This window comes from Solirubrum puertoriconensis (genome assembly GCF_001483135.1).
Lineage (GTDB): Bacteria > Bacteroidota > Bacteroidia > Cytophagales > Hymenobacteraceae > Solirubrum > Solirubrum puertoriconensis.
In genome coordinates this window covers 1,025,970-1,052,613 of record NZ_LNAL01000008.1, presented here as the reverse complement: position 1 = coordinate 1,052,613, position 26,644 = coordinate 1,025,970, and the positions used below count along the sequence as shown (strand labels likewise).

General features: G+C 58.5%; 18 protein-coding genes and 1 tRNA gene. 10 read left to right on the top strand and 9 right to left on the bottom strand.

Annotation, left to right across the window (positions count from 1 at the left end; translation table 11 throughout):
• Positions 1-149: 149 nt before the first annotated feature.
• Complete coding sequence (locus ASU33_RS18795; RefSeq protein WP_149867303.1) at positions 150-1,454, bottom strand: hypothetical protein; 1,305 nt, start codon at positions 1,452-1,454, stop codon at positions 150-152.
• A gap of 170 nt (positions 1,455-1,624) precedes the next feature.
• Positions 1,625-1,882, bottom strand: coding sequence for a hypothetical protein (locus ASU33_RS21340; protein WP_149867302.1), 258 nt, complete (start codon positions 1,880-1,882; stop codon positions 1,625-1,627).
• Positions 1,883-1,973: 91 nt separating this feature from the next.
• Here ASU33_RS21340 and ASU33_RS18790 point away from each other — a divergent pair, with 91 nt between their 5' ends.
• Positions 1,974-2,687: a TVP38/TMEM64 family protein gene (locus tag ASU33_RS18790; protein WP_059072344.1), complete on the top strand. Its 714-nt coding sequence runs from the start codon at positions 1,974-1,976 to the stop codon at positions 2,685-2,687.
• Positions 2,688-2,795: 108 nt separating this feature from the next.
• Positions 2,796-2,869, top strand: a tRNA-Arg gene (locus ASU33_RS18785).
• A gap of 145 nt (positions 2,870-3,014) precedes the next feature.
• On the opposite strand, the gene ASU33_RS18780 is transcribed toward ASU33_RS18785, so the two are convergent.
• On the bottom strand, positions 3,015-5,018 hold the full coding sequence (locus tag ASU33_RS18780; protein ID WP_059072343.1) for an ATP-binding protein: 2,004 nt from the start codon (positions 5,016-5,018) through the stop codon (positions 3,015-3,017).
• Positions 5,019-5,277: 259 nt separating this feature from the next.
• Positions 5,278-5,475 (bottom strand): hypothetical protein, encoded by a 198-nt coding sequence (locus ASU33_RS18775; protein WP_059072342.1) that lies wholly within the window; start codon positions 5,473-5,475, stop codon positions 5,278-5,280.
• Positions 5,476-5,814: 339 nt separating this feature from the next.
• Between ASU33_RS18775 and ASU33_RS18770 the strand changes: the two genes are divergently transcribed.
• The 3 genes from ASU33_RS18770 to ASU33_RS18760 all read left to right on the top strand — a co-directional run bounded on the left by ASU33_RS18770 (position 5,815) and on the right by ASU33_RS18760 (position 8,520).
• Entirely contained in the window at positions 5,815-6,693 is an 879-nt protein-coding gene (locus ASU33_RS18770) for a hypothetical protein (protein ID WP_059072341.1), read from the top strand.
• 309 nt (positions 6,694-7,002) lie between these two features.
• On the top strand, positions 7,003-8,019 hold the full coding sequence (locus ASU33_RS18765) for an NAD(P)/FAD-dependent oxidoreductase (RefSeq protein WP_059072340.1): 1,017 nt from the start codon (positions 7,003-7,005) through the stop codon (positions 8,017-8,019).
• Between the two features lie 162 nt (positions 8,020-8,181).
• Positions 8,182-8,520 carry a 2Fe-2S iron-sulfur cluster-binding protein gene (locus tag ASU33_RS18760; protein ID WP_059072339.1) on the top strand — a complete coding sequence of 113 codons (339 nt, stop codon included), beginning with the start codon at positions 8,182-8,184 and terminating at the stop codon, positions 8,518-8,520.
• Between the two features lie 81 nt (positions 8,521-8,601).
• Here the strand turns inward: ASU33_RS18760 and ASU33_RS18755 are convergent, their stop codons facing one another.
• Both ASU33_RS18755 and ASU33_RS18750 read right to left on the bottom strand, forming a co-directional pair.
• Positions 8,602-9,150 carry a hypothetical protein gene (locus ASU33_RS18755; RefSeq protein ID WP_149867301.1) on the bottom strand — a complete coding sequence of 183 codons (549 nt, stop codon included), beginning with the start codon at positions 9,148-9,150 and terminating at the stop codon, positions 8,602-8,604.
• 381 nt (positions 9,151-9,531) lie between these two features.
• A complete protein-coding gene (locus ASU33_RS18750) occupies positions 9,532-15,810 on the bottom strand; it encodes an alpha-2-macroglobulin family protein (protein ID WP_059072337.1) in 6,279 nt (2,092 codons plus the stop codon).
• A 212-nt stretch (positions 15,811-16,022) separates the two neighbouring features.
• Between ASU33_RS18750 and ASU33_RS18745 the strand changes: the two genes are divergently transcribed.
• Entirely contained in the window at positions 16,023-16,724 is a 702-nt protein-coding gene (locus tag ASU33_RS18745) for an outer membrane beta-barrel protein (protein WP_078063249.1), read from the top strand.
• Here the strand turns inward: ASU33_RS18745 and ASU33_RS18740 are convergent.
• Positions 16,721-17,299, bottom strand: coding sequence for a DinB family protein (locus ASU33_RS18740; protein WP_059072335.1), 579 nt, complete (start codon positions 17,297-17,299; stop codon positions 16,721-16,723). The genes ASU33_RS18745 and ASU33_RS18740 overlap by 4 nt on opposite strands.
• 328 nt (positions 17,300-17,627) lie before the next feature.
• Here ASU33_RS18740 and ASU33_RS18735 point away from each other — a divergent pair, with 328 nt between their 5' ends.
• Positions 17,628-18,002 (top strand): hypothetical protein, encoded by a 375-nt coding sequence (locus ASU33_RS18735; RefSeq protein WP_059072334.1) that lies wholly within the window; start codon positions 17,628-17,630, stop codon positions 18,000-18,002.
• 4 nt (positions 18,003-18,006) lie between these two features.
• On the opposite strand, the gene ASU33_RS18730 is transcribed toward ASU33_RS18735, so the two are convergent.
• Positions 18,007-19,521: a hypothetical protein gene (locus tag ASU33_RS18730; RefSeq protein WP_059072333.1), complete on the bottom strand. Its 1,515-nt coding sequence runs from the start codon at positions 19,519-19,521 to the stop codon at positions 18,007-18,009.
• 729 nt (positions 19,522-20,250) lie between these two features.
• Here ASU33_RS18730 and ASU33_RS18725 point away from each other — a divergent pair.
• From ASU33_RS18725 to ASU33_RS18715, 3 genes are all read left to right on the top strand, one after another.
• Positions 20,251-21,885 carry an ABC transporter substrate-binding protein gene (locus tag ASU33_RS18725; RefSeq protein ID WP_059072332.1) on the top strand — a complete coding sequence of 545 codons (1,635 nt, stop codon included), beginning with the start codon at positions 20,251-20,253 and terminating at the stop codon, positions 21,883-21,885.
• 6 nt (positions 21,886-21,891) lie between these two features.
• Positions 21,892-22,914 (top strand): ABC transporter permease, encoded by a 1,023-nt coding sequence (locus ASU33_RS18720; protein ID WP_059072331.1) that lies wholly within the window; start codon positions 21,892-21,894, stop codon positions 22,912-22,914.
• Between the two features lie 107 nt (positions 22,915-23,021).
• Entirely contained in the window at positions 23,022-23,873 is an 852-nt protein-coding gene (locus ASU33_RS18715; RefSeq protein WP_059072330.1) for an ABC transporter permease, read from the top strand.
• A 620-nt stretch (positions 23,874-24,493) separates the two neighbouring features.
• On the opposite strand, the gene ftsH is transcribed toward ASU33_RS18715, so the two are convergent.
• Positions 24,494-26,617 (bottom strand): ATP-dependent zinc metalloprotease FtsH, encoded by a 2,124-nt coding sequence (gene ftsH, locus ASU33_RS18710; RefSeq protein WP_059072329.1) that lies wholly within the window; start codon positions 26,615-26,617, stop codon positions 24,494-24,496.
• Positions 26,618-26,644 lie beyond the last annotated feature (27 nt).

Genomic DNA, 26,644 nt, shown 5'->3' with positions numbered 1-26,644 from the left:
TTAAACGAAGAGGCAGCCATTGCGACCGGCTTCCTAGGTGCTTACGACTGGCAACTCAAACGGGCAAGTAGTTGCTTGCAGTCAACGTATTTGCTGGCATACGTTGCACTTCAAGAAAGATTTACCCGAGCGGAAAGCCGAGTTATATTTCAAGAAAGTGAAGGCGCTGCTTGAGTTGGGGACACGGAAGGTGCGGTATCGGTAGCGCGCTGGCCGCTAGCACGCAGCGTACGTAGAGCCTGCCAATACAGCTCAACCATGGCTCCCACAATCAGTAGCGTGAACAAGCCTGCAATGAAGTACTTGTCGAACAACAACACCGTGTACTTCCTCAGCTCCAAGTAGTGCAGAATAGATTCGAGCTGGAGGAAATACGCAATTGAAAGCACCACATACAACCAGTACCGGCGCGTCAGGAACGCGTAGGCTGCCAGAAACAAAATGGCGGGGTGCCAATACCGCTCGTGCATTTGGGTATTGAAGTACGTAGACAGCAACGGAATAATGCCGAAGCTTAGCAGCACCAATGCCAATTCGGAGCGTTCCAACAGCCGATTGGCACGCCAACTCCGCCATGCCAAGGCCAGCAGCGGCAACAGCGCAACGGCCGAGGCGGCCATGAACATCAGCATGCCCCATTGCCGGTACGTGAGGCCATGCGCCACTGCCAGGTCAGTCCAGCTTTCCAGCAATTTCAGCGGGCTGTCGGGTGCAATGATGGTCCAGAGGTTATTGGCGCCCACGTACAGATGCGGGTACATATCGGCCGCATGCAGGTTGATTTGAGCGATGCGTGGGCCGTAGTTTACGGATCCAAACCAAATGAAAGGTGCCAGAATAAGCACCTGCACCACAGCCGCAATGCCTAGCGCGGGTACTACCTGCCGGCGGGCACTGCGCAGCCATTGCGGCAACCACAGCAGCAGCAACGGCGGCAGAAATATGATGGACTGAGCCTTAGTATTGAGTGCCAGCAACAAGCACAGTACGCTCACGACGGTATTGCCACGAAGCGCAAGCAGCACAGCCATAAAACCCAGGAATGTGTAGATGGCGTCGATCTGCTCCCAAGCCAGGGTATTGTACATATACCCCACGTTGAACAGCAGCAGCAACGCAAGCATAAATCGGCGTTCCTTCCCCTTCGCAAGCGACACCGCCGCAAAGGCACCCGCAAAATCGAACAGCAGGGTAAAGCCTTTTAGCGCATGCCGGTAATGCATGATCTTCTCGTGCGTACCCATAAGCTTGGTGTAGAGCCAAAGCACATAAGGGTAGAGAGGATTGTAGTTGACATCCGGAAATTGGTAGATGTTGGGTAACCCCTCCTGCAGGATGTAATCCGACCAGCGCCACCAACAATCTACATCGCCCGAAAAGCCAGCGTGCGGCACCACCAGCAGCAGCATTACAAAGTACAGGAGATACAGCGCCTTGTGCTGATTAGAAAACATAATAATGTAGGCTTTTGAGGCGGCCGCGGTGCACGGCGCAGGCAAGCACAAAGGTAACATTACTGCTCTCGATGCTTAAGCAAGCTCAAATGTTAAAGCCTTACGAGGTGCTCTGCCAATTATCTGCAGATGGCCCTGCACCCGAATGGGGCCTAATACCGCCGGGCCTACTACACGAAATCAAATTTGGGTTTGTCGATGTTGGAAAGGCTTGCCTTTAAAACTTGCGTTGCTTTTCTCCTTGGCTTGTTGCATGCCGCCGTAATGGCCGCTTCAAAACTTGAAGGAAGCGTTTCGGCTTTTCCAATAGCATTCCTTTTGCGCTGCGGTTGCTCTACTTCATCTTCACAAAGTGCATTGCCGCACCTTGGCAAGTACCTTAGCAAGCCCGGTATTGCTCCATTACGTAAGCTGCCCAGCTCACGCATCTGGCGCTGAAACCACCACCATTTTCCGGTAATTCCGTTTTGTTCTGCACGGACCGGCAACCGCTCCGGTCCGTGCTTTTATTATTGTCCTATGCGCATTCTACGCGAACTGCTCCGCACCAATTTCTCAACCCTGTTTTCGATGGGGTTACTAGTGGCGTTACCGGTGGTGGGCAGTTCTTCCCTCAGCTGGGTCCTGTACCAAAACCAGCAACTGTTACAGCATCTTACCGCCTGGCAGATTCTCCTCTACTTTGCCATCATTGCCTTTACCATGGCATTCGCCCTTACCCCTACCACCTTCGTGGCGTTGGTAACGGGTTTTTACCTAGGGTGGTGGGGTTTTCCGGGTATGGTCCTCAGCTACATGCTGGCCGCCATGGTGGGTTACACCGTGGCCTCCAGCCTCGATCATGGCAAGATGATGCGTTTCCTGCACCATTTCCCAAAGGCCGATGCCGTGATGCAGGAGCTTAAAAACGAAAGCTGGCAGCTGATCCTGCTGACGCGAATTTCTCCGGTGCTCCCCTTTGCACTCATGACGTTTGTGCTCACGGTAATGCGCGTCGATAAAAAGCGGTTTCTGTCGGCATCGGTAGTGGGCATGTTGCCGCGCAGCATGTTCTTCTATTGGCTTGGCACCAAAGCCCAAGATGTATTTGCCCTCATCCGTGACCCCGACAGTGGCACGGCTGGTAAATTGCTTGTGGTTGGGCTTATCGCTATATCGGTGTTCGGCTTGTATTGGCTCTTCGACCGAGCGCTGAAGCGAGCCTTAAAAAAACCGCAAAAAAATTCAGCCTGACTTTCAGCTTATTGCCGCTTCGCCAATGCTTCTCAGCAGGAAATATTCGCTTAACACTTGCAGAAGCCAAAAAGGACCGCCTATCTTTGCAGCACCAAAACGGAAAACGGTCACGTAGCTCAACTGGATAGAGCACCTGGCTACGAACCAGGAGGTTTGGGGTTCGACTCCCTACGTGACCACTGAAAACGCCCTCAGCACTGCGCTGAGGGTGTTTTTGTTTTTAATTCATTCTCATATAACTCTTAAGTTGGTGCTGCCGGCTATACTTAATCAACAGTAGGCAGCACCCACCTAGGGATTGCCGCGCACTGTTGGCGCCCAAGCTTAAGCATACACTGACTCGGGGTTAGCGGGCTTGCGCGTGTGCAGGGGCAAGGTAATGAGGTATTCGGTGTAGTGCCCCTCTTGGCTGCTGAGGGAGAGCGTGCCGTGGTGGCCTTGCACAATTAAATCGTGGCTGAGCGAGAGGCCTAGGTTGGCGTGCTCAGTAGCGGCAGCCGGCGTTAGGAACCGCTCGAACGCGGAAGCTTGCGCAGCTTCGGAAAGGCCCAAACCGTTGTCGCGAATGCGTATTTCGATGTGTTCGGCCGTGCGCTGCGTGCTCACCATTACTTGCGGCACGTAATCCTCTTCGGCCAGCAGCAAGCGTTGCTGCACGGCGTTAAAGGCATAGGCAAACAACGAAATCAGTACACGCCCTAGGTCGTGGCGCACTACGCTGAGGCTGCCAGTGGCTAGGTCGAGGCGTGGCAGCAAGGCCGCATGGAAGCTCTTGTTCTTGACGCGCACATCGTGGTAGGTAAGGCGCAGGTAATCCTCCACGAAAGCGTTTACGTCGGTGAGCTGGCGCGGGGCAGGGCTGTTGCTCGAGTACTCCAACATGCCGCGCACGATGGAATCGGCCCGCTGGCTGGCTTGCTCAATCTTGGCTTGGTTGAGACCTAGGGCGTTCAGGGGATCGAACAGATGCTCGAGTTCATCGTAGGCCAAAGGAAGTTGGGCTAGCTCGCTCTTCAGCTCGGCTATGAGTTGCTGGTTTACGCCCGTCAGGTTCTTGACCTGCTTCATGGGAACTTGCACTTCGTAGGCTACACCCGCCATCAGTTCGCCCAACGAGGCCATCTTTTCGCGCATCACCAATTGGCTTTGGGTGGCTTTCAGTTCAAGCAGCATGGTACCTAGCCGGTCGCGCTGGCTGGTAAGCTCCTCTTTTTGCTGCGTTACCTGATGGTTAAGGGCTTGCAGGCGAGCATTGGTGCGCCGCTGCCGCCGAATGTTGCGCCATTGCAGCAGCGCCAACAGCCCCAAGGCACTAACACCCGTGAGCAAGGCATAGGTACGCCCCCGCTCTTGGTAGTAGCGCCGCTCCTGCTCGAGGGTGCGCAGGCGCTGCTGCTCGGCAAAGCCAATGGCATCGAGTTGCTTAATGCGTTGCGGGTTGTACAGGCTGTCTTCGGCCTGCTGCTTGATGTGCATGTACTTTAAGGTACTGTCGCGTTGGCCGCGGGCTACAAAGGCATCGGCCAGCAGCGTACTGGTGCGCACAATGCCCACCACAAACGGCAACGACTGCCCCACGGCCAAGGCTTTGCGGGCGTAATAAATGCTGGAGTCGGTTTGGTGGCGCTGCTCGTACAGCTCTGCTAGGTATTGATAAGAGCGGCAGCGGCTGCGGCGGTCGTTTTCGGGCAGCGAAGCGCGGGTGCTGCGGGCGTAGTAATCGAGGGCAGCAGCATCGTTGCCGAGGGCCACCTGCAGCAAGCCCAGCTCGCGCAGCACGTAGGGCATGGGGTTGCCCCAGCAGCTGGTGTGCACGTTGCGCGATTGGCGCGTACGGGCGTAAGCCAGGTTGAGGTAATAAGCAGCCGAATCGAGCATCTTTAGCCCCTCGTAGCTGGCGCCTAGGTTGGTAAAAACGCTTACAAGCTGGGAGTCGTCGGTTACGCCGGCTTGCTCGTAAATGCGTTTGGCCCGCAGGAAGTATGCAATAGAAGGCCGAAAATCGTCGAGGGCGAAATAAAGCAGCCCTGTTTGGTTGAGCGTGCGCGCGGTGCCTTCCAAATCGCGGCTTTGCTCGTTGAGGTGCAGCGCCTGCAGGTTGGTACGCAAGGCCTGCGGCAAATTACCCCGCTCCCCCATCAAAATGCCAATGCGCGATAAGCACCGTCCCTCTCCTTTGGCGTAGCCGATGCGCCGCGCCAGCTGCAGCCCTTGCTTGGCGTAGTACTGCACCGAATCGAAGTCGGAATAGCGGTAAGAAGCACTTAAATCGGCCAGCAGCAGTACGCGAGCAGTATCGTGGGGCGCTTTAGCTAATGCCCGCCGCAATACTGGGGTTTGCGGGCTTTGCGCGAGTATACTCCTCGTGCTGAGTAATGTAAATGCTAACAGTAGCAACCAGTTGGGTATAGTTTGCTTCATACCTAATTATATAGCAGGCAAGCAATATAATGATATAAGCAAGAAATAATTGCATTAGCCGCCTGATTTGTGTGAACACAGACCAGCGCCGTGCTGCAGAGCTACGGATAGCAATTACCTTAAACTACCAGGCTGCCCCTAGGTGCCCAAAGCCAAGCAACGGCGCTTAGTCGGATGTGAGGTCGGCTCGTTCGCGTGCCTGGTGCTCCGAAGCGGTGAGCGTACCCAGGCCGATAGCATCGGCAACGTTGCGCACGCAGGAGCGCATACTTATGAGCACAATTAAAACCAGCGCGGCGAGCAATAGCTTATCAAGCATACCCTGGATGCTCGGCGGCAACTCGGACAGACGCTTGAGTCTCATGCAAGCAAAAGTAGGTAACATTACCTTAACATAGCATCGCCTCTTACCATTAGGTAGTTAAGGCGTAATGGCACGCTTGTAAGCCGGGTTTTGAACAGCTTATTAAGTGCGCGCGCTGAAGTAAATGCCGCTGCAACGTACTGTGCCTTGGGCTGCGGTCTAATGCTGCACTAGTAGATGCTTTTTTACTTACAGAAGCGCACTAGTCAAAGCTTTTGCGCACCAGTATTTTGCACGTTAACAAGCTGAACAATAAACCACTTACGCTTGCACAGAGGTAGGTAACCTTTCGGTTTGCGGGAGGGTACAACAAGGCCTAACCAAAACCCTTTTTGTACCATGGCAAATTACAATCAGCACCGCGACGAGGACCGTTTCGACAACCGCAACCGCAATCAGCGCTCGGGCAATAACCACGACTACCAAGACCGAAACAGCAGCTACAGACGGGGTTCTGATTTCGGCGACTCGCGTGGCGGCATGAACTCGGGGCAAGGTGGCTCGATGCGTAACCAAGGTGGCTACGGCATGGGCTCGGACTACAACGATTACCGCGGCGGCCGCGACATGAGCGGCGGCATGGGCAACTCGCAAGGCTACGGTGGCCGCTCCGATTTTGGTATGGGCGACATGACGGGCCGTATGGACGATGATTCGCGCGGCTACGGCATGCAAGGCCGCGGCGGCTACTCCGGCGGCATGGGCTCCTCCATGTACGGCAACGACGACTACGGCAGCAGCCGCAACAGGGGTGGCTACGGCGGCAGCAACCAAATGAACCGTGGCGGCATGGGCAGCATGAACCGCAGCGGCGACAACTTCGATTACGACGGTTACGGCAGCAGCAACTACGGCTCCTCGGGCCGCGGCAGCATGGGCATGAGCGGCCGCGACCAATCGTTTAGCCGCGACATGGACCGCAACATGGGCAGCCGCAACAGCTACGACAACACCGACAACTACCACGGTGGCAGCCACCGCGGCGCCGGCATGAGCGGTAACATGGACAATATGGGCGACATGGGCCGCAACAACCTGAACTACGGCTCGAACTACGGCTCCTACGACACCTCCATGTACGGCTCGTCGTTTGGCAACGAGTTTTCGGGCAGCATGGACGACGACTACGGCCGCAGCGGAAGCAGCTACGGCAGCCGCCGTGGGCGCGACAACGACGATTTCGACAACGATGACCGCTACAACCGCCGCAATCGGTAATTGGTAGCCGAAACAACTTCCAGAAAAGCCGGTGTGGGCACTGCTGCCTGCATCGGCTTTTTTTGCAGCCACCTAGGGCCGCTGACCTAGGTACAGCAGCTTGCCAAGCGGCTTGGTCAGGTTATCACCTAGGGCTACCCACTCGGCTTCTTTATACTTGAGGCGCTATGTTTTGCACGAAGCGCCGTACCTTTGCGCACCGTTTTTGCATGAGCGGCAACCTCTTGCCCTTGGCATTGGTTATCTACCCGATACGAACGATGCAAGCCACCCGCCGCGGTGCCCTTTGCTGATTGTTTTACCTCCGTAATGCACGCTACCATTTCCACTGACATCTGCATCATCGGTGCCGGCCCCGTGGGGCTGTTTGCCGTCTTCGAAGCCGGTTTGCTTAAGCTCCGCTGCCACGTAGTCGACGCCCTGCCGCAAGTAGGCGGGCAGTTGTCGGAAATCTACCCGAAGAAACCCATCTACGATATCCCGGGCTACCCCGAGGTGCTGGCCGGCGACCTGGTGCAAAACCTAATGCGCCAGATCGAGCCCTTCCACCCCACCTTTACGCTGGGCGAGCGGGTCGAGTCGTTCGAGAAGCTGGAAGACGGTTCTTTCGTGCTTACCACCACCGACGGCACCGAGATTCGCTGCAAAGCCATTGCCATTGCCGGTGGCCTAGGTTCGTTCGAGCCCCGCAAGCCTGCCATCGAGGAGCTAGAGAAGTACGAAGGCGGCAAGGGCGTGTACTACATGGTGCGCGACCCCGAAACCTTCCGCGACCAGCGCATCGTTATTGCTGGCGGCGGCGACTCGGCCCTCGACTGGACCATTTTCCTGGCCAACGTAGCCAAGGAGGTTACGCTGGTGCACCGCGGCACCACTTTCCGCGGCGCCGCCGACTCGGCCGAGAAGGTGAAAGCTCTGCACGAGGCTGGCAAAGTAAACCTGGTACTCAGCAGCAACGTGACGCACGTGCACGGTCAGGAGCAGCTAGAAGCCGTTACCATCACCGCCAACGACGGCAGCACCAACACCATCACCGTCGACAGCTTTATTCCGCTGTTCGGCCTCACGCCCAAGCTCGGCCCGATTGGCGAGTGGGGCCTGGAGCTTGAGGACGACGCCGTGAAGGTGAACACCCTCGACTACTCCACCTCCGTACCCGGCGTGTACGCCATCGGCGACATCAACACCTACCCCGGCAAGCTGAAGCTCATCCTGTGCGGCTTCCACGAAGCGGCTCTGATGGCGCAAGGGGCTTACAAGTACATGTTCCCCGACAAGAAGTACGTGCTCAAGTACACCACCGTAAACGGGGTACCCACGCTGTAAATCAGTTGTCAGTTATCAGCTGTTAGTTGCCAGTCCGTCGGGCTGACGCGCAAGAACCGGGAGCCGATGCAGATTGGCTCCCGGTTTTTGCGTTTTTTCGCACCGCCGTTGGGCCAATTGCTAAGCCCGACAACTCGCAACTTACAACGAAGAACTCCTGCTATGAGCTTAGAAGATATTACAGAAGTACGGGTATACGTTGAGGATGCCCCCGGCCAACGCACCGAGCTGGTTGCTCCTACCGACATGAGCCTGAGTCTGATGGAGGTGATGAAAGCTTCGGGCTACGACATACAAGCCACCTGCGGCGGTATGGCGCTGTGCGGCACCTGCCACGTAGAGGTGCTGGCCGGCCCCGAACTGCCCGAGCCTAGCGACGACGAAATGGCCATGCTCGAGTCGCTGCCCATCATGTCGAACGGCAGCCGCTTGTCGTGCCAAATCCGCATCACATCGCGCCTCGATGGTCTGGTGGTGCGCCTGATGCCGCAAAACGTGTAGCCCTAGGTACTCCGCTGAGCACTTGCCCCAACAAAAAAGCACCTCCAGCCGGAGGTGCTTTTTTGTTGGTGTCAACCCAAACTAGCGACGACGACGCGACGAAGTTTTCTTTTTAGCGGCCGACGACTTTCTGGTGCTTTTCTTAGCCGTGCTCTTCTTTTTGCTGTAGGTGCTGCGCCGGGCCGACGAACTCTTGTTGCTGCTCCGGCTGCGCGAGCTGCTACGACGCGCACTGCTGCTGCGGTGGCCCGAAGACCTATGCGTAGAGCGAGCAGCGGTAGCCTTTGCCGCTTCGGCTTTGCTGGCAGCCTCTTCGGCGGCTTCTTCGGCTGTGGGCGGGCCAATGGCAACCGCGTCGGTGCTGGTGGGGTCGAGTTGGGGGCGCGGAGCGGCAGATGGGCGTGCCACCGAGGGCATCTTCTTACGCACCGGCATGATGAACGTGCGCTCGGCGCGCTCCTGGGCCGACAGAGCTTCCTCGCCGGGCAATACCGGGCCTACCGGCACGGCTACTTTGCCCGCGGTATCGGGCTGCTTGGCGTGTGAAACAGCCGAGCGGCGCCCGTGTTGGGCTTGGGTAGTCAGCGCAAAAGCTGCCAAAGCAGCCGTGAGTAAAGCGGTTCGTATCATCAGCAATCCTCTCAATCCAAAAAATCAACCGGGGCGCAAAAATACCACGCATCTTGGAAAGAGGCAAAACCCCTGCTGAATAGCATCCTATCGGCCATTATATTCCCGGAAAGGTGAAAAACGCCGTCGCGCGCCGAATATTATGGTTGAGCTGAAATACGCTGCTTAAGCGCTGCAAAATCGGCCTTGCTTGCGCATGCGTAGCTTGCAACTCTCAGCGAAATATGGTTTGAGGAAACGGACGCCATTCACGCCTGACGTTTGCTCAGCGGCGCATCTAACAACTAGGGTGGCGGCAGCAACGGCCACAAAAAACCAGCTGCCGACATAGCCGGCAGCTGGTTGCTGGGTGTCGCCACTTAGGGGCCTAGGTGGACGTGGTTACTGGGCCCCAATGCGCAAGCGCTGCCCAGCCGAATGGCTGGTAAACTCCGGCGCGTAGAGGCACTGCACCTGGCTTATGCCCGAGGAGAAGTCGCCGGCCTGGGCCGCGCGCAAACGGTACTCGAACACGTGCGTGCCACGGGGCAGCACATCCATAAAGAAGTTGGTGGCGGCATCGCGCGGGCTTTCGTAGTAGCCGAGGCCTTGCTGGTAGCGGTAGCCCGAGGTTTGGCCAATCAGTTCGAGGCCGGCGGCGCGGGTGTCCTTTAGGTGCACAAACTCCAGCTCGCGGTCGGTTTTCAGCACCAGGCGCACCACCAGCACCTCGCCTACCCGCAGCGGCGTACCGGCCTGCATGGGCGCAAGCACGGGGCCGTTGCTGCTCGGTGTTTCGCGGAAGAGCTGGCGCGTGAGCGTAATGGGAGCTTTGTCGGCTTGCGTAATCTTATCAAGCTGTTCGAAGTACTGCCAGTACAGCGCACCCCAAGCCACGCCGGCGTCGGTTTTCTGCACGCGCACTTTGCCCAGAGCGGGCTTTACCTCGGCAGCCGGGTAGCTGCGCTTGAGGTAGCCGGTGCCGGCCTCGGCCCCTTGGCTGGTGTTGATGGCTTGTGCACCTAGGGAAACCTGCAACGGCTGCGCGGGCTCGAGCCAGTTGCGCCCGCCTTGCAGCAACAAAGCATAGCAGGCATCGGCGGTAGCGCGGGTGCTTTCCCAGTTGTGGGTGCGCTTGTGAGCCAGCAGCCACAGCTTCATTTCCTCTACCGACTGCTGATCTTCCGAGGCTACTTCGCTGAACGCTTCGATCAGCTGCGCCTGGGTTTCGGTGGGCGCCTGCTGCCAGTAGAAACCCGGCTGCACATCCTTCCAGTACATACCTAGGTCGTCGGAGCGCAGGGCGTTTTGGCGCAGCGCCTCTACCACCTCGCGGGCGGGCTTGGCTTGGCCGTTGCGGTGCAGCACCACGGCGGCAAAGCCTTGCAGGTAGCGGTTGCGCTTGGGCCAGTACTTGGCGGTTTGTTCGCGGTAGTATTCGAAAGCCGGTTTTGCCTGGGCGGGCACGGGCAGTTCGGCCGCCCAAAACGAGCGGGCATAGAGCGCCTGCAACGTGGCGTCGGCTAGGTGGTCGTCGGCGAGCTTCACGCCTTTCTGCCGGCGCAGCTGGGCGTAGTCGTCGGCTAGTTCGCGGTCGAGGTAGGCTACGGTGCGGCGGAGGATATCGGCGGTGCGGGCATCCTGCAGGGCATCAAAAGCACCTAGGCGGCGCAGGCGGCCGAAGCCCGCCACCACCACCTGCGTGATGTAGCGGTTGTCGGGCATTTGCTTAAACCATGGGAAGGCACCGCTGGGGCTTTGCAGCTCTTGCAGCTTTTGGGCAGCGCGCTGTATTTCGGCTTGCAGGCGGGGCTCGTCGAACAACTCGGCCAAGCGGCGCATGCGCTCCGTGTCCGACTGTCCTTCGCGCACCCACGGCGTTTCCTGCAGCAGCAAGGCTTTCAGCTCTTGGTTTTGCTCGAGTTTGGAGCGCAGCGCCTTCGGGTCGCCGCTGGCAGCAGCGCGTTTCCACTCCTCCAGCACCGGTCGGATGCGCGGATTTTGCTGCACAATGCGCGCGGCAAGCGTATTGGCGTAGAGGCGCGAGAATACCTGCTCGGAGCACTCGTAGGGGTACTCCATCAAGTAGGGCAAGCTCTGCACAGCGTACCAGGCCGGGTTGCTGGTTAGCTCCAGCGTGAGGCTCTGGTTTTGGCGCGTGGCCGAGGTGGTGCTTGTCAGCTTGCGCAGCTCAAACTCGCGCACCGAGTTGCCGCGCACGGTAAGCGGCAGCGCCTCTGTTACGAGCAGGCGATTGAGCAGCACCGGTAGGGTGTTTTCCTCGCCATCGGAGTAGTTTTTGGCCTGCGCCACCACGCGGTAGGTTACGGCCTCGAGGCCAGCCGGAATGCTCAGCTCCCACCCTACTGTGGTGCTCTGGTTGGCCGCAACCTTAAACTTCTCCTGGGCTTTGCCGCGCAGCAGTTGCTTGTCGATGGGCTGATTTGTGCGGGCATCCAACAAGATGAGTTTAGCCGTGCCACCTAGGGCTTTGCCGCTGAGGTTACTGATTTTGGCCGTGAGGCGCAGCTGGTCGCCCTCGCGGAAGAAGCGCGGCGCGTTGGGCGTTACCATCAGCTCTTTTTGCGTGACAAGCTGCCGCGCCAGCATGCCGGTTTGCAAATCGGGCGTGTGCGCCAGCGTGAGCAGTTGCCAGCGGGTCACGGCCTCGGGCATCTGAAATTCCAGCACCACTTCGCCTTTGTCGTTGGTGCGCACAGCGGGTGCCCACAAAGCGGTTTCGCGGAAGTCGGAGCGGACGGGTACGGTAGCGAGGTCCTGCGGAGTTCTTTTGACTTCGGACACAGCACCGCTAATCTTATAAGCTTTCTGCTCAACAACTGCAGCATCTGCTGTGGCGGCAGCGACGGGTGCAGCCGCCATGGTGCTGATGCCACGGACCCTAACGTTTGCACCACGGCCTGCACCAGTAACTACCACTTCTTGTAAGCTGGCATTGCCTTCATCGCCCAGATCTTCTAAGTCATACAATTGACTGGAGTTTATGCCTCTGGTTTGTTGCCATTGAGGCATATTCATTCTAACCGCCGGATAGATGTAATACTGCAGCCCTAAAGCTTTTCCCCTAAACCTGGAAAATAACAACTCCCAACTTTCTGCGCCAAACACACCGCTCCAGCCAAACCGCTGCCCGAAATACGGCTGCGGCAGCTCGGGCTTCGCGAAAGCGTGTGGCCGGAAGTAATCGAGCGACTGATCGTAGAGCGATGCCAGCAGCTCGGCCGCGGCGGGCTGGTTTTGGCTGTTGCGAATGGTGAGGCGCCAGGTTTCCTTTTGGCCAGGCTGCAGCTTATCGCGGAAGGTGCTAATGGCAAGCTGCAACGGCCGCTCGGGCTCGGCTACTTGTACCGTAGCTTCCTGCTGATAGAAACGTCCGGCGTGTACAAACATCAGCCGCACGTGCATGGGCCCGGCGTTGGCGGGCGTAGTGGGCAGGCTGATGAGCCGTTGCTCGCGGCGCAGCGGCAGCCACTCGGCGCGCACTAGCTGGCCTTGGCTTTCTGCCTCCAACCGTGCGTGCACCGCCTCAAAACCCGAGCCGACGAGCACTTGCACGGCTTGGCCCGGGGCTACGGTATCCTGCAGGGCCGTAAGCCACTGCGGCACGGGCAACGGTAGCTGCGGCGCGGCAGGGTTGTAGAGCGTGAAGCCCAGACGAGTACGGGCCGTATCGGTGCCGGCAAGGGTGCTGGCCTCCAGCAGGTAAGCGCCCGGCGTTTGGGCACCTAGGGCGCGGGCCACCTCGGGCAGCTGCGTGCGCTGACCGGTATCGAAGCGCCACTCGCCTACCACGGTGCGCGGCCACTTGTCGGGGTCGTCTTCATTTAACCAGGCATCGAGCGGGAAGAGCTGCTGGTGCTGTTCGCGACTGAGGCCGGGCTGGTCGGGGCGCTGCCACAGGCGCGGGCGCAGCATGCGCGCCGGCGGCGTGAGGCGGTAAAGGCGCAGGGTGCCGGTAGCGGGCACGGCCTCGCCGGTAGCATTCTTGCTGCGCAGTTCAAATGCCTCCTCAACTTGCTGCTGATTAACCAACTTAGGGCCGCTCAGGGCCAAGTTGAGCGGCTGCCCGCCTAGGGTAACGCCGCGCTCGGCGGAGCGCGTTTCGCCGTTGGGGTCGGTTACATCAGCGGTTACCTCAAACACGTAGCTGGGGCGCCACGGGCCGGGCGGGCGGTAGCCGTCTTCATCGTCTTCGTCCTCGTCGGGCGTGTCGTCGTTGGCGGCTTCGTCGGGCGGGGTGGCCGTGAAGCTTACCCGGAAACGGCCCTGCGCATCGGTGGTGGCAGTACCGGTGGCAATTTGCTGCTCGCCGCCGCGGCCCGGGTAGTACGGGCGGCGGATGCCCAAGGCGCTGCCGAAGCCGAAGTCCAGCTCGGCCCACCCAAGCATCGGCCACACCGTGCGGCGTACCACGCGGTATTGCACCGTGGCGCCATCAATGGCTTGGCCGGCGTAGGCCGTGGCCGTGCCGCGCACCGATAGCGTATCGCCGAGCTTGGGCGTGCCTTTTACCGGATCGAGCGCAACGAAGAACGTGGGGCGCTTGTAGTCTTCGACCGAAATAAACGCCTGCCCTGGGTACTGCTCTTCGCTGAAGAACTTGGTGCGCACGTGCAGCTGCATTTGCCCGTTGAGCAGGCCTGTAGGCAGCACTACCGAGCCGTTGAAGCTGCCGTAATCGGAGGTAGTGAAGGTAAATTCCTGCACGGGCTGGCCATTCACATCGAGCAAGCGCACCTGCACCTGCGTGTTCTTCAGCACTTGGCTGCGGCCGTTTTGGTTTTGGGCCACAATGCCTTTGAAGTACACCGTTTGGCCGGGGCGGTAAATGGCGCGGTCGGTGTAGAGGAAGGCCCGTGGGCGTTGCTCTTGCTCGGAGTTGCGGTTAGGCAACATGCGGTTGTTGCCTATGTTGGTTTGTACCACCAAGGTATCGGCACCGCGGCGCAGCAACAGGGCTTGCTGATAGGCGCGGCGGTTATCATCGGGCGGCACGTTCAGAAAGCCCTCGGCGTTGCTTTGCAGGAGCTGGCCGGAGCGGTGCCGCTCTTTGCCGTTGGTGTAATCCTGGTACCACAGCTGCACGCCCACGCCCGCTAGCGGCTGGCCAGTGCGGCGGTTGAGCGTCCAGATATCGGTACCGCTGGTGGGGGCGGCGCGGTGCACCTCACCCAACTCGCTCACCGATACAAAAGCGTAGGCGGTGGCTACATTCTCCCGCTCCTTGCCGGGCTGCTCGGCGGCGGTGCTCACCAGCATGAGGTAATGCCCGGCCGGCAGCTTGGGCCCGGCCACCTCGGCGCGGTGCGCGCGGTAATCGGTGGAGCCGGGCAGGGCCATCGTCCAGGTAGCAACGGACTTGGCCCCTAGGCGCTTGGCGTAGGCTTTCTGGATTTCGGTGTTGCGTTGGCCGAGCTGTTCGCGCAGTATGGCCGCGGCGGGCAGCTTCCAGGCAAAACCGTACACTTGCTTCAGGTTGCGGTAGCGCACGCTCAGCAGCATGGCCTCGTTGGGCAGCTCTACCTCAGACGTACGCACCTGTAGCTCGGGCCGTTCCAGCTCGTTTATGATGCCTTGTGCCCGCGCGGCTCCTACCGATTTGGGGAAGCGCTGCACGGCGGCCCGGGCTAGCTCCATGGCCTCGGCGTAGCGCTTCTGGCTTTGAGCCTGCTCTGCAAGCTCGGCCTGAAAATCAGCCCAAGCGGGTAAGGCTTGGTAGCGCTGCTGGGCGCGGCGCAGGGCAGCGATGTAAGCGGCCGTTTTGTTGGCGAAGGCGGCATGCTCGTGCACAAAGGCGAGGCGCAGGCGCTCCACATCGGCCAGGGCAGCTTGGTTTCGGGCATCGCGTAGCCGGAAAGCCGTGAGTTGTTGCCACAGGCGCAAAGCATGCAGTGGCCCATTGAGCGAGTCGGCCGCGGGGGCACCTAGGGAGAGTTGGGCAAATTCCTCGTTGGAGGCAAGCAGCCGCGTTTCGGTAAAGCGGAACTGCTCGGCCGGGCGCGTGAGGTACAGTTCGTCGTCGTTCAGAGCCTCGATGGCGCGGTGGGCGAGCAGGTCGTAGAGCGTGGGGCGCAGTTGCTGGCCAGCCGCATCGGCGGGCGTGGCCAGCTGGCCTAAGTTGCGCAGCGTGGTTTGCTGCTGACGGGCGGCATCGGTTTCGACGGAGGCGCGGTAGTGGCGCACTACTTGGCTGGCTAAGCGGGCGGCATCCCAGGTTTGCAGATCGTCGGCACCTAGGGAATCGGCTGCGGCAGCTACCTGGGTGCGGTCGTAGAGGCGGTAGCGGTTTTGGCGCAGGTACTGGTGGTACTGCTCGGCCAACAGGCTGTGCAGCACCGGCCGCGCCGGAAAAGCGGCTTTCCCTAGGTCTTCTTCGAGCAGCCGAATTCCTTTCGCATCGGCATCTTCTTCGCGCCGCTCCAGCAAGTGCAGGCGGTATACCAGAGCGCGCACGTAATCGGCCGTTTGGTTAGCGGCGCGGGCTTTCTGATATATACCGAGCACCAACTTCTGGGCGGCTTCTGTTTGGTCTTTTTGCAGCAGCGCATCAATTTTTTTCCACTGCGCAGCGTACGGCCCGCCCGCAGGTGGGGCCGATGCATTAGAGGGTACTACCATCAACAACAGCCAAGCGGCCAGGATGAGCAGGAGGAAACGCATGAGCAAAGCAAGGTAATTACAGCTTATCGATGCCGGCGCCCTGCTTTTTCCACACGCTCGGAGGTAAATTTTATTGCTGAGGCATGCTAATGGCCCTGAACCACATGCTTATGTGAGCCTTGCATCCACTGATTTTAGCTCTTACCTCGACACCTTTGACTCAGCTATTCCGAGGCAACCCATTGCACCTAGGGCCGCCAGCTTCCGCTCCCATGCTCCGAATCCTGACATTCTTATGCGCTGCTCTTGCCAGCCTACTGCTAAGTACTGCCGCTCGGGCGCAGTTCAGCTACGGCCCGCGCTTGGGTGCTACCCTCACCACGCTTAGCAGCCGGCCCGAGCGCTACCCTTCGCGCTATTCGCCGCTGGCAGGCGCACAAGTAGGTTTGGCTGGCCAGTGGCAATGGGGCGCGGTACGCTTGCAAACGGCCATGCTCTACACTCAAAAAGGTGCGCGGCAGCGTACGCAGTACGCGCTGCCTTCGCCCACGGGCGAGCTGCTGTACGACTATCGCATCCGAACCCGCTTTGGCTACCTCGAGGTGCCGCTGCATTTGGCAGTGGCTCCGGTGTGGGCCCGTTACTTGCAGGTATTTGCTGGCCCTTACTTGGCCATGGGCGTGGGCGGGCAGTTCGAGCAAGAATATCAGCCCACGGGCGGGCAAAACCAACCCGTACGCGAGGCTCGCCCACTCGAATACACCGCGTTTATGAAGTCGTACGCCGATGCGCAGCGCTACGACACCGGCATATCGGCAGGCCTAGGTTACCAAACCGGCCCGGTACTGCTGCAGGCCCAGTACAGCTGGGCTTGGCAGAACAACCGGCCCGCGTGGTACAGTGGCCCGGGCACAGCGCGGTACCACCGCACGGCTGCGCTGGCCCTTACTTACTTGCTTCCGCGCGGCACCTAGCGCGGCTGCGAATCGAGCACGCGTTCGGCTTGGGCTACGTGGCGCTGCAGGTGTGCTACCAGGAAAGCAAACTGGTCGGTAAGGCGCAGGCGCACCAACGGAATCAGCGTGTTCGGGATACGCACGGCGTTGGCGTTAACGTCGCGGGCTTGCTGCAGCACGTTCAGCAATTCGTCGAGCTGACGAATAAACACTTCGACCACTGTGCGCGGCAAGCGCGAGCCGCTTGGCGCAAATTGCTGCGGAGCCTTCATGGGCCTTTCGCGGGCCGGCGTCAGCATAGCCTCCGTGAGGCGGCGGCCAATAAAGCCATTCTTTACATACTCGGCCGGCCGGGCACCACGCTCTTTGGCTTTGCGTACGCGCTGGGTCATCACGGGCAGGTACAAACCTCCAATAATATTGAGGTGCTCCAAACACTGGCCCACGCTCCACTTGCTGGGCGAAGGCCGGCGGTTTAGCTGATCTTCGTTGAGGGGCCGGAAGCGCTCCTGAGCTACAGTACGCGCTTCTTCTACGGCACGGGTCATCTGATCGAGAAAGTCGGCGGTACGTAGGGCAGCGGAGGCAGGCATCGGGTTAGGCGAGCAGGTACGTCTGAGAAGGAGAGGAAGAAGGCAGGCGCGAGTGCAACCGCGGCAAGGTACAGCAGCAACCCGGCTTTGCCAACCACGTGCCTTAAACCCGCGCGTGCCCCGTGCAACTGGCACGTACCAAATAAGCCTGCATAGCGTTGGTTACGTGCACCACTCCTACTTACTACACTACGGTTGAGTTCGAAGCAAAGGCAAGCGAAGAAATATTGTGCAATTAATTACTGCGATTATTCATTTATATATAGAATATTGATTTTATTTGCCACGTAAATCCTATAGCATATAACCTTAATACAACCACACCGTCATGAAAAAGCTATTTCTCTCTGCTGTACTTGCTTGCTGCTTTACGGGCGCATTTGCGCAGGGCGGCGGCACGCTTAGCCAAAAAGCCGCCGAGGCTACGCGTGTACTCACACCGCAGCTCGGCCTCGATGATGCCCGTATCCTGAAGGTTAAAAGCCTTACCTACCAACGCTTACAGCAAGAGCAGGAAGTGGAGCGCATGTACGCCGGCGACCAAGACGTGCGCAAAACCAAGCTGCAAGCCGTAGCCGATGAGTACCACTCGCAACTGAAGGCGGTACTTACTCCTGCGCAGCTACTACGCTACGAGCAGTTGGTTGCCAGCACCGCTACTGCCGCCACGCCCGCTCAAGCGGTAGCCGCCCAACAGCCCTAGGTCATTAGCTTACCCGTTGTGCGGTTGGCTCGCGCAACAACCCCAGCGTTTGTGACCAGAGGTTTTCGTAGGGTATAATTTCGATTTCGGCGAAAGCTTCGCCGGGCGGCGGCGTATCGCGCAAACGTGCCAGTAGCGCTTGCCCCTTTTTTTCGCAAGCCTCCGGGTCGAAATCTTCTTTTACTGTGAGCTGCAGCAGCCGGAACATCAGCCGGCTCCGCAAGGTAGAGGCTTCGCGCAAGTGAGCTTTTTCATACTTGCGTAAGCCTTCTAACCGCGCCAGCAATGCCTCCTGGTTGCCTTCGCGCAGGTAGTGCAGAAACTGCAGAATCAGAATGGCTACGTTGTAGCCTTGCTTATCGCGGCTGTGGTCGGGGATGCGCTGCACCAGCTGCGCAAAGTGCAGCGGCCGCAGCCGGGCCTCTTCGGGCCGCACAAAAAACAAATAGGCCTGCATCAGCTCCCAGCGCTGCTGGGCAGGCAGCGGTATTTTTGTCACAAACGGGTTCTGTTGCATGCGGCGCAGCAGTTCGCCGGCGCGCACGTAGTCGCCATCGTGCATGGCCAACAGATAATACAGCTCCAGAAAAGCAAACCAGTTGTTGTTGGAGCGGTGAAAGGCCTCCAAGTACCCTTCGGCCAGCGCCAACCCCTCGGTAATGCGCCGCGCCCGCAAGTGGGCGTACATGCTGTAAAACTTGGTAAAGCGACTATCAAACCGCTTCGGGTTCAGCTTGCCCTGCGCAAACAGCTTTTCGGCGGCGGTTGTGATGCGGATGATTTCCTCGAAGTTGCCGCTCAGCTCTTGCTGCATCAGCCGCATTTTCAGCAGCGGATCATAAACGTTGTAAGTCGGGACTTGCTGGTATAGGCCTTCGAGCTTGCAGATGATATCGGGCAACTCCTGCAACAAACGGCGCCTCGCCGATACCGAGCGCACCAGCTTCATTTTGGCATCCCAGTTAATCCGTTGCGCCTCCCGCTCCACGGTCAACGTGTCGTACAGCTTGTTGAGCTGCTTTACGCTGTTCTGGTACTGGGTATAGTCGTTCGATTCGGCATACAGCGTGCGCAGCATTTCCCAAGCGCTGATTGCTTGTTGGGTAAACTCGCCGCTGGTAGCCAAGCGCACCACTTTGCGCAGCACTTGCGGCAGCAGCACCCGCTCGCTTTCGCGCCACAACATGGTGGCCTGATACAGCAAATCCAGACACTGTTGCTCGTACCGGCGAAACGCTGGGTGCCTCGGATCAGTATGATCCAAGAAGAACAGGTGATTAAGGAGCTTTTCTTGCAAACGCTGCTTTAGTTTGCGCAAAGCGGCTTGGCTTTTGGCCGTGCTGCTATTGTACATACGCTTAGCCACTTGCAAGTTGGTAAGGCTTTCGCCCGACACCAACAGCTCCAGCAGTTGCTCTTCTCTTGATTTTGCGGTACGGCTATCGGCAAAGTCGACCAACGGCAAGGTAGTTAGCCGGCGGTTGGTCACAATCTTGGCCAAATTAATCAGCTCGTGCATGTGTAAAGCTTGCAATAGGGCACCTAGGCCACGCCCTGCCTAGGATCGTATGAGGCCGTCCTAGGTCACAAAGGCTGAAGTTTCTTCCTTTTTGAACCCGGATAGGTAAGTCAAATTTGCATTGTGCAAGTTGTAATTCCTAGCAACCTGAATGTCACATTTTGGCCAGTATTTTTTCAAGCTTCGCCGATCAGGATTGACTTAAGCTATAAAAACCAGAAATTTAAACCATATTTCATTATAGAGTTGCTCCGTAATTCATAGTCACAGACAAGCAAGTTTCTTCCTTTACTTAGGCGTGCCTAGGTTGGTATGTTTGTCTTACTCAAGGTTCTCGCACACCTTAATTCTTGCCACCATGTTGGAGCTGCTACTCATCGCTTTATTGAAGCTCAGTGTCCTACTAGGCGCTGGCACCACTACCCAAGGCACTACTTCAGATAGTGCCGGCAGTGCATCACAATCCCAGCCACTTCAAGCGTCGGGCACCCCAACCCCGCCGCCGCCCCCTACCAACGACGGCCCTGGCATCGGTGGCAACGGTTGGGGCGAAACGCATTAATTCGTCTCATCAGCGCGGCATTCGGTAACTTGGGCCGGTCCACCCACCATGGGCACACTAGGTTCATGTTACGATTCTTACTACTTAGGCTGTTTGTTGCCCTCAGCCTTTGCGTTGGCTACGCTTGTTCCTCGTCGTCTTCCAAACAGTCAGCAGCCCCGGCGGCCGTGCGCGTATGCTGGCCCCGCGACCCGGAGTCGCTGAACCCGGTAACGCTGCCTAATGCTTATGCCATCCAGCTCAACAACCTACTTTACCAGAGCTTGTTGACGGTAGATGGCACCAAGCGCCGATTTGTGCCCTGGCTAGCCACCGACATGCCGGCCGTACGGCGCACCGATTCGCTTACCTTTCTTAGCTATCAACTCCGCCCCGAAGCCACCTGGGACAATGGCCGCCCGGTGTTGGCTTCGGACGTGGTGTTCAGCCTGAAGGTGATTACCTGTCCTGGCCTGCCCAACGAAAGCTTGCGCAATACGCTAAGCTTTGTGCAGGATGTGCAGTTAGATGCCCAAAACCCGCGCCGCTTTACGCTGGTGTGCCGCGGCTACGCACCGGAGTACCGCACCACCAGCGGCGACTTCCCGGTACTACCCGAATACCTGCTTGACCCCGATTCGCTGCTCCGCCAAGTGCCCCTAGGGAGGTTGTTGGGTGGCGACACCACACTAGCTAAAACAACAGCCGTGCAGGCGTTTCAGCAACGCTTTAACGACGCGGCCCAGTGGCGCGACCCACGCGTGGTACGCGGCAGCGGTGCCTACCAGCTGGTAAGTTGGCAAGTTGGCCAACGGGTGGTACTGGAGCGCAAGCCCAAATGGTGGGGCGATGCTTTGGAAAACGCCGCGCCGCCCTTGGTAGCCAACCCGCGTCGGCTTGAGTTTCATGTGGTACCCAACGCTGCTACCGCTTTGCTGGCCATGCGCCGTGGCGAGTTGGATGTGTACCCGAACATGCCTGGCCCTGACTTCGAACAGCTGCGCAAAACCGATTCGGCCAACTTCCATCTGTACTCGCCAGCATCTTACCGGGTGGTGGTGATGGAAGTAAATACCCAACAGGCTGCGCTCAAAGAAGCCTCTACCCGCCAAGCGCTGGCTATGTTGGTTGACGCGCAGCGGCTGATGCAAGCCACCCAATTTGGCTTGGGCCAGCGCAGCACTAGCCTGATTAACCCACGCGAAAAGTGGGTGTACCACGATAGTTTACCGCTCCGCCCCTATTCGCCGCAAAATGCGGCCGCGTTGCTGCGGCAAGCTGGTTGGCAACGCGGCCGCACCGGCTGGACGCGCGCCAACCAAACCTTGACGCCACGCTTGTTTTACGCCGCCGGCGACCGTACCTACGAAACCATTGCCCTGCTGCTGCAGCAAGCTGCCCGCGAAATTGGGCTAACGGTAAGCCTGCAGCCTACCGAGGCGGGCAAGCTCTCGGAGCTGCGCCGCGAAGGTCAGTTCGACCTATGCCTGCGCACCTTGTACGGCAACCCGTTTTCGTACGACTTGCGCCCGCTGCTCCACACGGGCAGCATTGGCGAAGGCGGCGTAAACCGCACCCGCTTTGGCAATGACGCTTCCGACCGCCTGCTCGATAAAATTGTGAGCACCGAGGATTCGACCCAAAAAGTACGCTTGCTGCACAAGTTGCAAACCGTGCTGTACCAGCAGACACCTATGGTAGCGTTGTTCTTCGAGCCAAACCGCCTGGCCGTAGCGAAGCGCTTCGGCAACGTACGCCCAAGCGGCCTTGAGCCCGGTTACGACCTATCGGCCTTTACGCTTTTGCCCGCTGCTCGCCCCTAGGTAGGCATGATAAAGCTGCTGCTAAGGCGTATTGGGGTAGCCCTGGGCACCGTGTGGGTAGTGGCGTCAGCCGTGTTTTTGCTGAGCCGAGGAGTGGCCGCTAGCTCACCTCGGCTGTTTGCCAGTGAGCAGCTGTCGCCAACTGCCAGCGCGGCTACTCGCGCGGCCTCGGAGCAGCAGTACCTGCAACGCCTTGGTCTGAACGAACCACTTTTTTACTGCAGCTTGCTCCCCTGGCAGTGGCATGGCACGGCCAACCAATATCACAATTGGCTGAGCGACCTAGCCAGTGGGCACCTAGGCACCTCCTACCGCGATGGTGTTGCGGTAGAAGAACACCTAGGCTCGGCGCTAGGTGTAACGTTGCCGCTCACCGGCACGGCCTTGGTAGTATCGGTACTGCTGGCCCTGGCAGCAGCAGTAGCCTCTGCGCGCCGTTCGGGTGTACACCGGCTGCTGGTGCCGGTGGCCTACGCCCTCAATAGCTTGCCGCTTTTTGTAGTGGCGTTGCTATTGCTGATGCTGCTATCCAGCCCTGATTTCTGGCCATTGTTCCCATCGTTCGGGCTCGAGTCAGTTACCGGCGAGGTGCTTGGCAGTTCGGTACTCGATCGGGCTTACCATCTGGTGCTACCGGTTCTGAGTTTGTCGGTGGTGGCCTTCCCGGCCTTGTTCCTCCCAACCGAGGCTGCTTTGCGCCAACAGCGGCTACAAGCCTACAGCACAACCGCATTGGCCAAAGGCGCCTCCGTGCCCAGGCTTTGGTGGCACCACGTACTGCCCAATGCCATGCCGGTATTCGTCACGAAGGTTACCGAGCTGCTGCCCGATGTGGTAGCCGGCGCAGTAGTTATAGAGCTGGTGTTTGCCTTGCCGGGTATGGGCCGACTTTTGGTAGAGGCTGCGGCTAGTCGTGACTTACCCGTGCTGGTTGGGGGCGTGCTGTTGGTAGCAGCTGTGCGGGTAATGGCTTGGGCAGTGGCCGATGTACTGCAAACAGTATTCGATCCACGCATCCGGGTGAGCTGATGCGCAGGTTTTCGGTAGCTCGTGCGGGGCGGTGGCTAGCAGCGGCATGGCTTTTAGGGGTTGGCCTGGCGGCAGTACTCACCGTATGTTACCCCGAGCGGTGGCTTGTGGTAATCGTCGATGTGCTGCAGATAAGCCAAGCGCCTTCAGCTCAGCACTGGTTGGGCACCGACCCATTTGGCCGCGACGTGCTGACCGACGTGGTGGCAGGTACCCACTCTCTACTGACGCTTAGCCTGCCCGCCGCCCTGCTCACCTCCCTCCTAGGCATACTGCTAGGAGCAGCCGTTGGCACTTGGGGCAACTCGGAGCTACAGGCACCTAGGCTGGTTTTGGGTGTGGTGGCTGCTTGTGCCGTTTTGGCTTTGCTTATGCCTGCAGCCCAGTTGCCTTGGTGGATTGCGGCGGCTGCCCTAGGTGGTTTTACAGTCAGTCACATTAAGCAGCGCGCCGTGGCAATACCGGCCGATAGCCTGCTCCAGTTTAGTATAGCCTTTCTGGGCTCGGTGCCACGGCTGCTGCTGGTGCTGCTGCTTGCGGCCGTTCATGGCCCTTCTACTTCTTGGCTGATAGGATTGCTTGCACTCACTTGTTGGCCTGCCACCGCTCGCCTGGTTCGGGCGCAGGTAATGCAAGCAAGGCAGCAAGGCTTTGTTGAAGCAGCTTATGCCGCTGGGTTATCAGAAGGCCGGGTGCTGTTGCGCCATGTATTACCCAATGTTTGGGCGCCCTTACGCGCTGCTCTCCCTCTCAACCTAGCAACGTGCATTGCGCTTCAAACTACTCTGGCTTTTTTGGGTGTAGGGCTGTCCCCTGAGCGTTCGGATTGGGGGCGCACCCTTGCCGTTGCGCGCCTCGAGCCCAGTGCTTGGTGGCTGGTGCTAGGCGCCGCCGTACCGCTGGCAGCTACAACTCTGGCTTTGCACGTGCTTTTGCCCAAAAAATCGACCCGCAAATAGCGTTTGTGGGCATCGCCCAACTGCTAAGTTTAGTCACAAATCACCCATGTTTGAATCCATTTCGCTGTACCTACAACCTTTTTTCAGGAGCTAAGCCCCAGAAAACCGGTGTTCAACAAGAGTGTTGGGCAACAGTAACTATGCTGAAGACATACTCAACCTCACTCAGTGCTTGTCACACAGAAGGATGATTCTTCCTTTACTTGCGCCATTGCGTGCCGTAACATTGTATCATCAAAGGCAGCAAAAAGCCGAGTAAACGACTCCAAGCTGACAGCGCTGCCGGCTGCCACCCACAGGCAACCTGCCGGGTAGCGTCACAGACCAGAATGATTTTGCTCCGGAGCCGCCGGATGCACAACAATATAAATGCTAGGCGCTAATCTGCAACGCGGCGCCAGCTCAGGTACCATACTCCGGAGGATTAATTACTTAGTAATTGTCCTTCTGTATAGGTTGTTGCAATAGGTGTGTTGAAAAAACCGCGGCCCTTGGCTGCGGTTTTTTTCTTTAAAGTGAAGAGACAACCGAACCTCTCCAAACGAAAAGAGGAGCCGCTGCCAGACGGGCCGCGACTCCTCTTTTTTACTTGTTAATTACTTGGCCAGCAAACAGTAACCTTAAGCAACAGTGCTACCGGTAGGTACCGAAGGCTCGTTGGTGGATTGCCCATCCGACGAACCATTGCTGTGGCCGGGCAGGTTTAGCTCGGGCAAATCGTTGCCCAGGGGCACTGGGTGTTCCTGCTTCCGCTCGCTCAGGGTTTCGGAGCGGTCGGTGCCGGCGGTGTGCGCTTGGTAGGTGGTTTGCGCCGCAAATGGGCGCTTACCTACAAGGCGCTCCAGGTCATCCTGAAGCAGAATTTCCTTTTCGAGCAGCTCCTTGGCCACTACCTCCAGTTCGTGCCGGCGCTCGGTCAGCAAGTTCTTGGTGCGGTTGTAAGCATCCTCGATAATCTTGCGGACCTCTTCATCGATCATCTGGGCGGTAGCTTCCGAATAGGGCTTGGTGAAACCGTATTCGCTGCTGCCCTTCGAATCGTAGAAGGAGATGTTGCCGAGCTTCGTGTTCATGCCGTACATCGTCACGATGCTGTAAGCCATCTTGGTGATGCGCTCTAGGTCGGACAAAGCACCGGTCGAAATCTTGCCGAACACCAACTCCTCGGCGGCGCGGCCACCTAGGGCCATGCACATCTCGTCGGTGAGCTGCTCGGTATTGTACAAGAACTGCTCTTTGGGCAAGTACTGCGCGTAGCCTAGAGCAGCTACGCCGCGGGGCACAATGCTTACCTTCACCAACGGGTCGGCGTGCTCCAGAAACCAGCCGGCAATAGCGTGGCCAGCTTCGTGGTAAGCCACAATCTTTTTCTCCTCGGGCGAGATGAGCTTGTTCTTCTTCTCAAGGCCACCAATCACACGGTCGATGGCGTCTTGGAAGTCCTGCATCGTTACCATCTTCTTGTCGCGGCGGGCGGCAATCAGGGCAGCTTCGTTGCAGACGTTGGCAATTTCAGCACCGGCAAAACCAGGCGTTTGGGCAGCTAGCTTCTTGGCGTCCACATCGGGCGACAAAGCCAGCGGCTTAAGGTGCACACCAAAGATTTGGGTACGACCGATGATATCGGGTTTATCTACCGAGATCTGACGGTCGAAACGGCCGGGGCGCAGCAGCGCCGAGTCGAGAGTATCGGGGCGGTTGGTAGCAGCCAGGATGATAACACCCGAATCGGTACCAAAGCCGTCCATTTCTACCAGCAGCGAGTTCAGCGTGTTTTCGCGTTCGTCGTTGCCGCCGGGCACGTTGCCGCGCGAACGGCTGCGGCCGATGGCGTCGATTTCGTCGATGAAGATGATGCAGGGCGCCTTGGCCTTGGCTTGCTTAAACAAGTCGCGCACACGGGCAGCACCCACACCTACGAACATCTCCACGAAGTCGGAACCCGACAGCGAGAAGAAGGGCACGTCGGCCTCGCCAGCTACGGCTTTCGCCAGCAGGGTTTTACCCGTACCGGGAGGGCCTACCAGCAGCGCACCTTTGGGGATTTTACCACCTAGGATGGTGAATTTGGAAGGGTTCTTCAGAAACTCAACGATTTCCTGTACTTCCTCTTTCGCTTCCTCAAGGCCGGCTACATCTTTAAAGGTAATCTTCACTTTGTCGCCACCTTCGAACAAGGCAGCGCGCGACTTACCGATGCTGAAGATCTGACCACCGGGTCCAGCGGCCCCGCTCATGCGGCGCATCAGGAACCAGAAGCCGACCAGCAGGATAATAAAGAAGCCCCAGCCGGTGAATATCTCCCCAAAGCCGGTTCGGGTATCCACCCCTAGGCCCACGCGTTGGTCGGCGGGTATGGAGGCTTGCAGCTTGTCGTAATCGTCCTTAAACGTCTTGCCGTCGATTACGCGGAAAGCGTAGTGCGGACCCTGATCCGACACGAGCGGACCACGGCTACGGAGTTGTTGGTTGTATTTGGCATTCTGCAGGGCTTCGCGCTTCAGCGTTACCTCTACCAGGCGGTCGTTCACGAGGGTTACGTCGCGTACGTCGCCGGCCTGCAGCATCTGCTCGAAGTCTTGCTGCTTGATTTCAATAGCCGAGCTACCCTTGCTTAGGTAGTAAAACCCAAACACGAGCACCGTCAGCCCGAGCAGCACCCACAACTGTACACCAGGGCGCGGGGCGCCGGGCGTAGGCAGCATGGGTTTTTTCTTTTTCGGAGAAGGGGTGTTATCTGGCATGTATAAGAAGAGTCTTCAATAAAAGAA

Bases quoted from the DNA above. Each gene is read 5' to 3' on its own strand.
- ASU33_RS18795 (WP_149867303.1), bottom strand. From the start codon at position 1,454: ATGTTTTCTAATCAGCACAAGGCGCTGTATCTCCTGTACTTTGTAATG.
- ASU33_RS21340 (WP_149867302.1), bottom strand. From the start codon at position 1,882: ATGCGTGAGCTGGGCAGCTTACGTAATGGAGCAATACCGGGCTTGCTA.
- ASU33_RS18790 (WP_059072344.1), top strand. From the start codon at position 1,974: ATGCGCATTCTACGCGAACTGCTCCGCACCAATTTCTCAACCCTGTTT.
- ASU33_RS18775 (WP_059072342.1), bottom strand. From the start codon at position 5,475: ATGAGACTCAAGCGTCTGTCCGAGTTGCCGCCGAGCATCCAGGGTATG.
- ASU33_RS18770 (WP_059072341.1), top strand. From the start codon at position 5,815: ATGGCAAATTACAATCAGCACCGCGACGAGGACCGTTTCGACAACCGC.
- ASU33_RS18765 (WP_059072340.1), top strand. From the start codon at position 7,003: ATGCACGCTACCATTTCCACTGACATCTGCATCATCGGTGCCGGCCCC.
- ASU33_RS18760 (WP_059072339.1), top strand. From the start codon at position 8,182: ATGAGCTTAGAAGATATTACAGAAGTACGGGTATACGTTGAGGATGCC.
- ASU33_RS18755 (WP_149867301.1), bottom strand. From the start codon at position 9,150: ATGATACGAACCGCTTTACTCACGGCTGCTTTGGCAGCTTTTGCGCTG.
- ASU33_RS18750 (WP_059072337.1), bottom strand. From the start codon at position 15,810: ATGCGTTTCCTCCTGCTCATCCTGGCCGCTTGGCTGTTGTTGATGGTA.
- ASU33_RS18745 (WP_078063249.1), top strand. From the start codon at position 16,023: ATGCTCCGAATCCTGACATTCTTATGCGCTGCTCTTGCCAGCCTACTG.
- ASU33_RS18740 (WP_059072335.1), bottom strand. From the start codon at position 17,299: ATGCCTGCCTCCGCTGCCCTACGTACCGCCGACTTTCTCGATCAGATG.
- ASU33_RS18735 (WP_059072334.1), top strand. From the start codon at position 17,628: ATGAAAAAGCTATTTCTCTCTGCTGTACTTGCTTGCTGCTTTACGGGC.
- ASU33_RS18730 (WP_059072333.1), bottom strand. From the start codon at position 19,521: ATGCACGAGCTGATTAATTTGGCCAAGATTGTGACCAACCGCCGGCTA.
- ASU33_RS18720 (WP_059072331.1), top strand. From the start codon at position 21,892: ATGATAAAGCTGCTGCTAAGGCGTATTGGGGTAGCCCTGGGCACCGTG.
- ftsH (WP_059072329.1), bottom strand. From the start codon at position 26,617: ATGCCAGATAACACCCCTTCTCCGAAAAAGAAAAAACCCATGCTGCCT.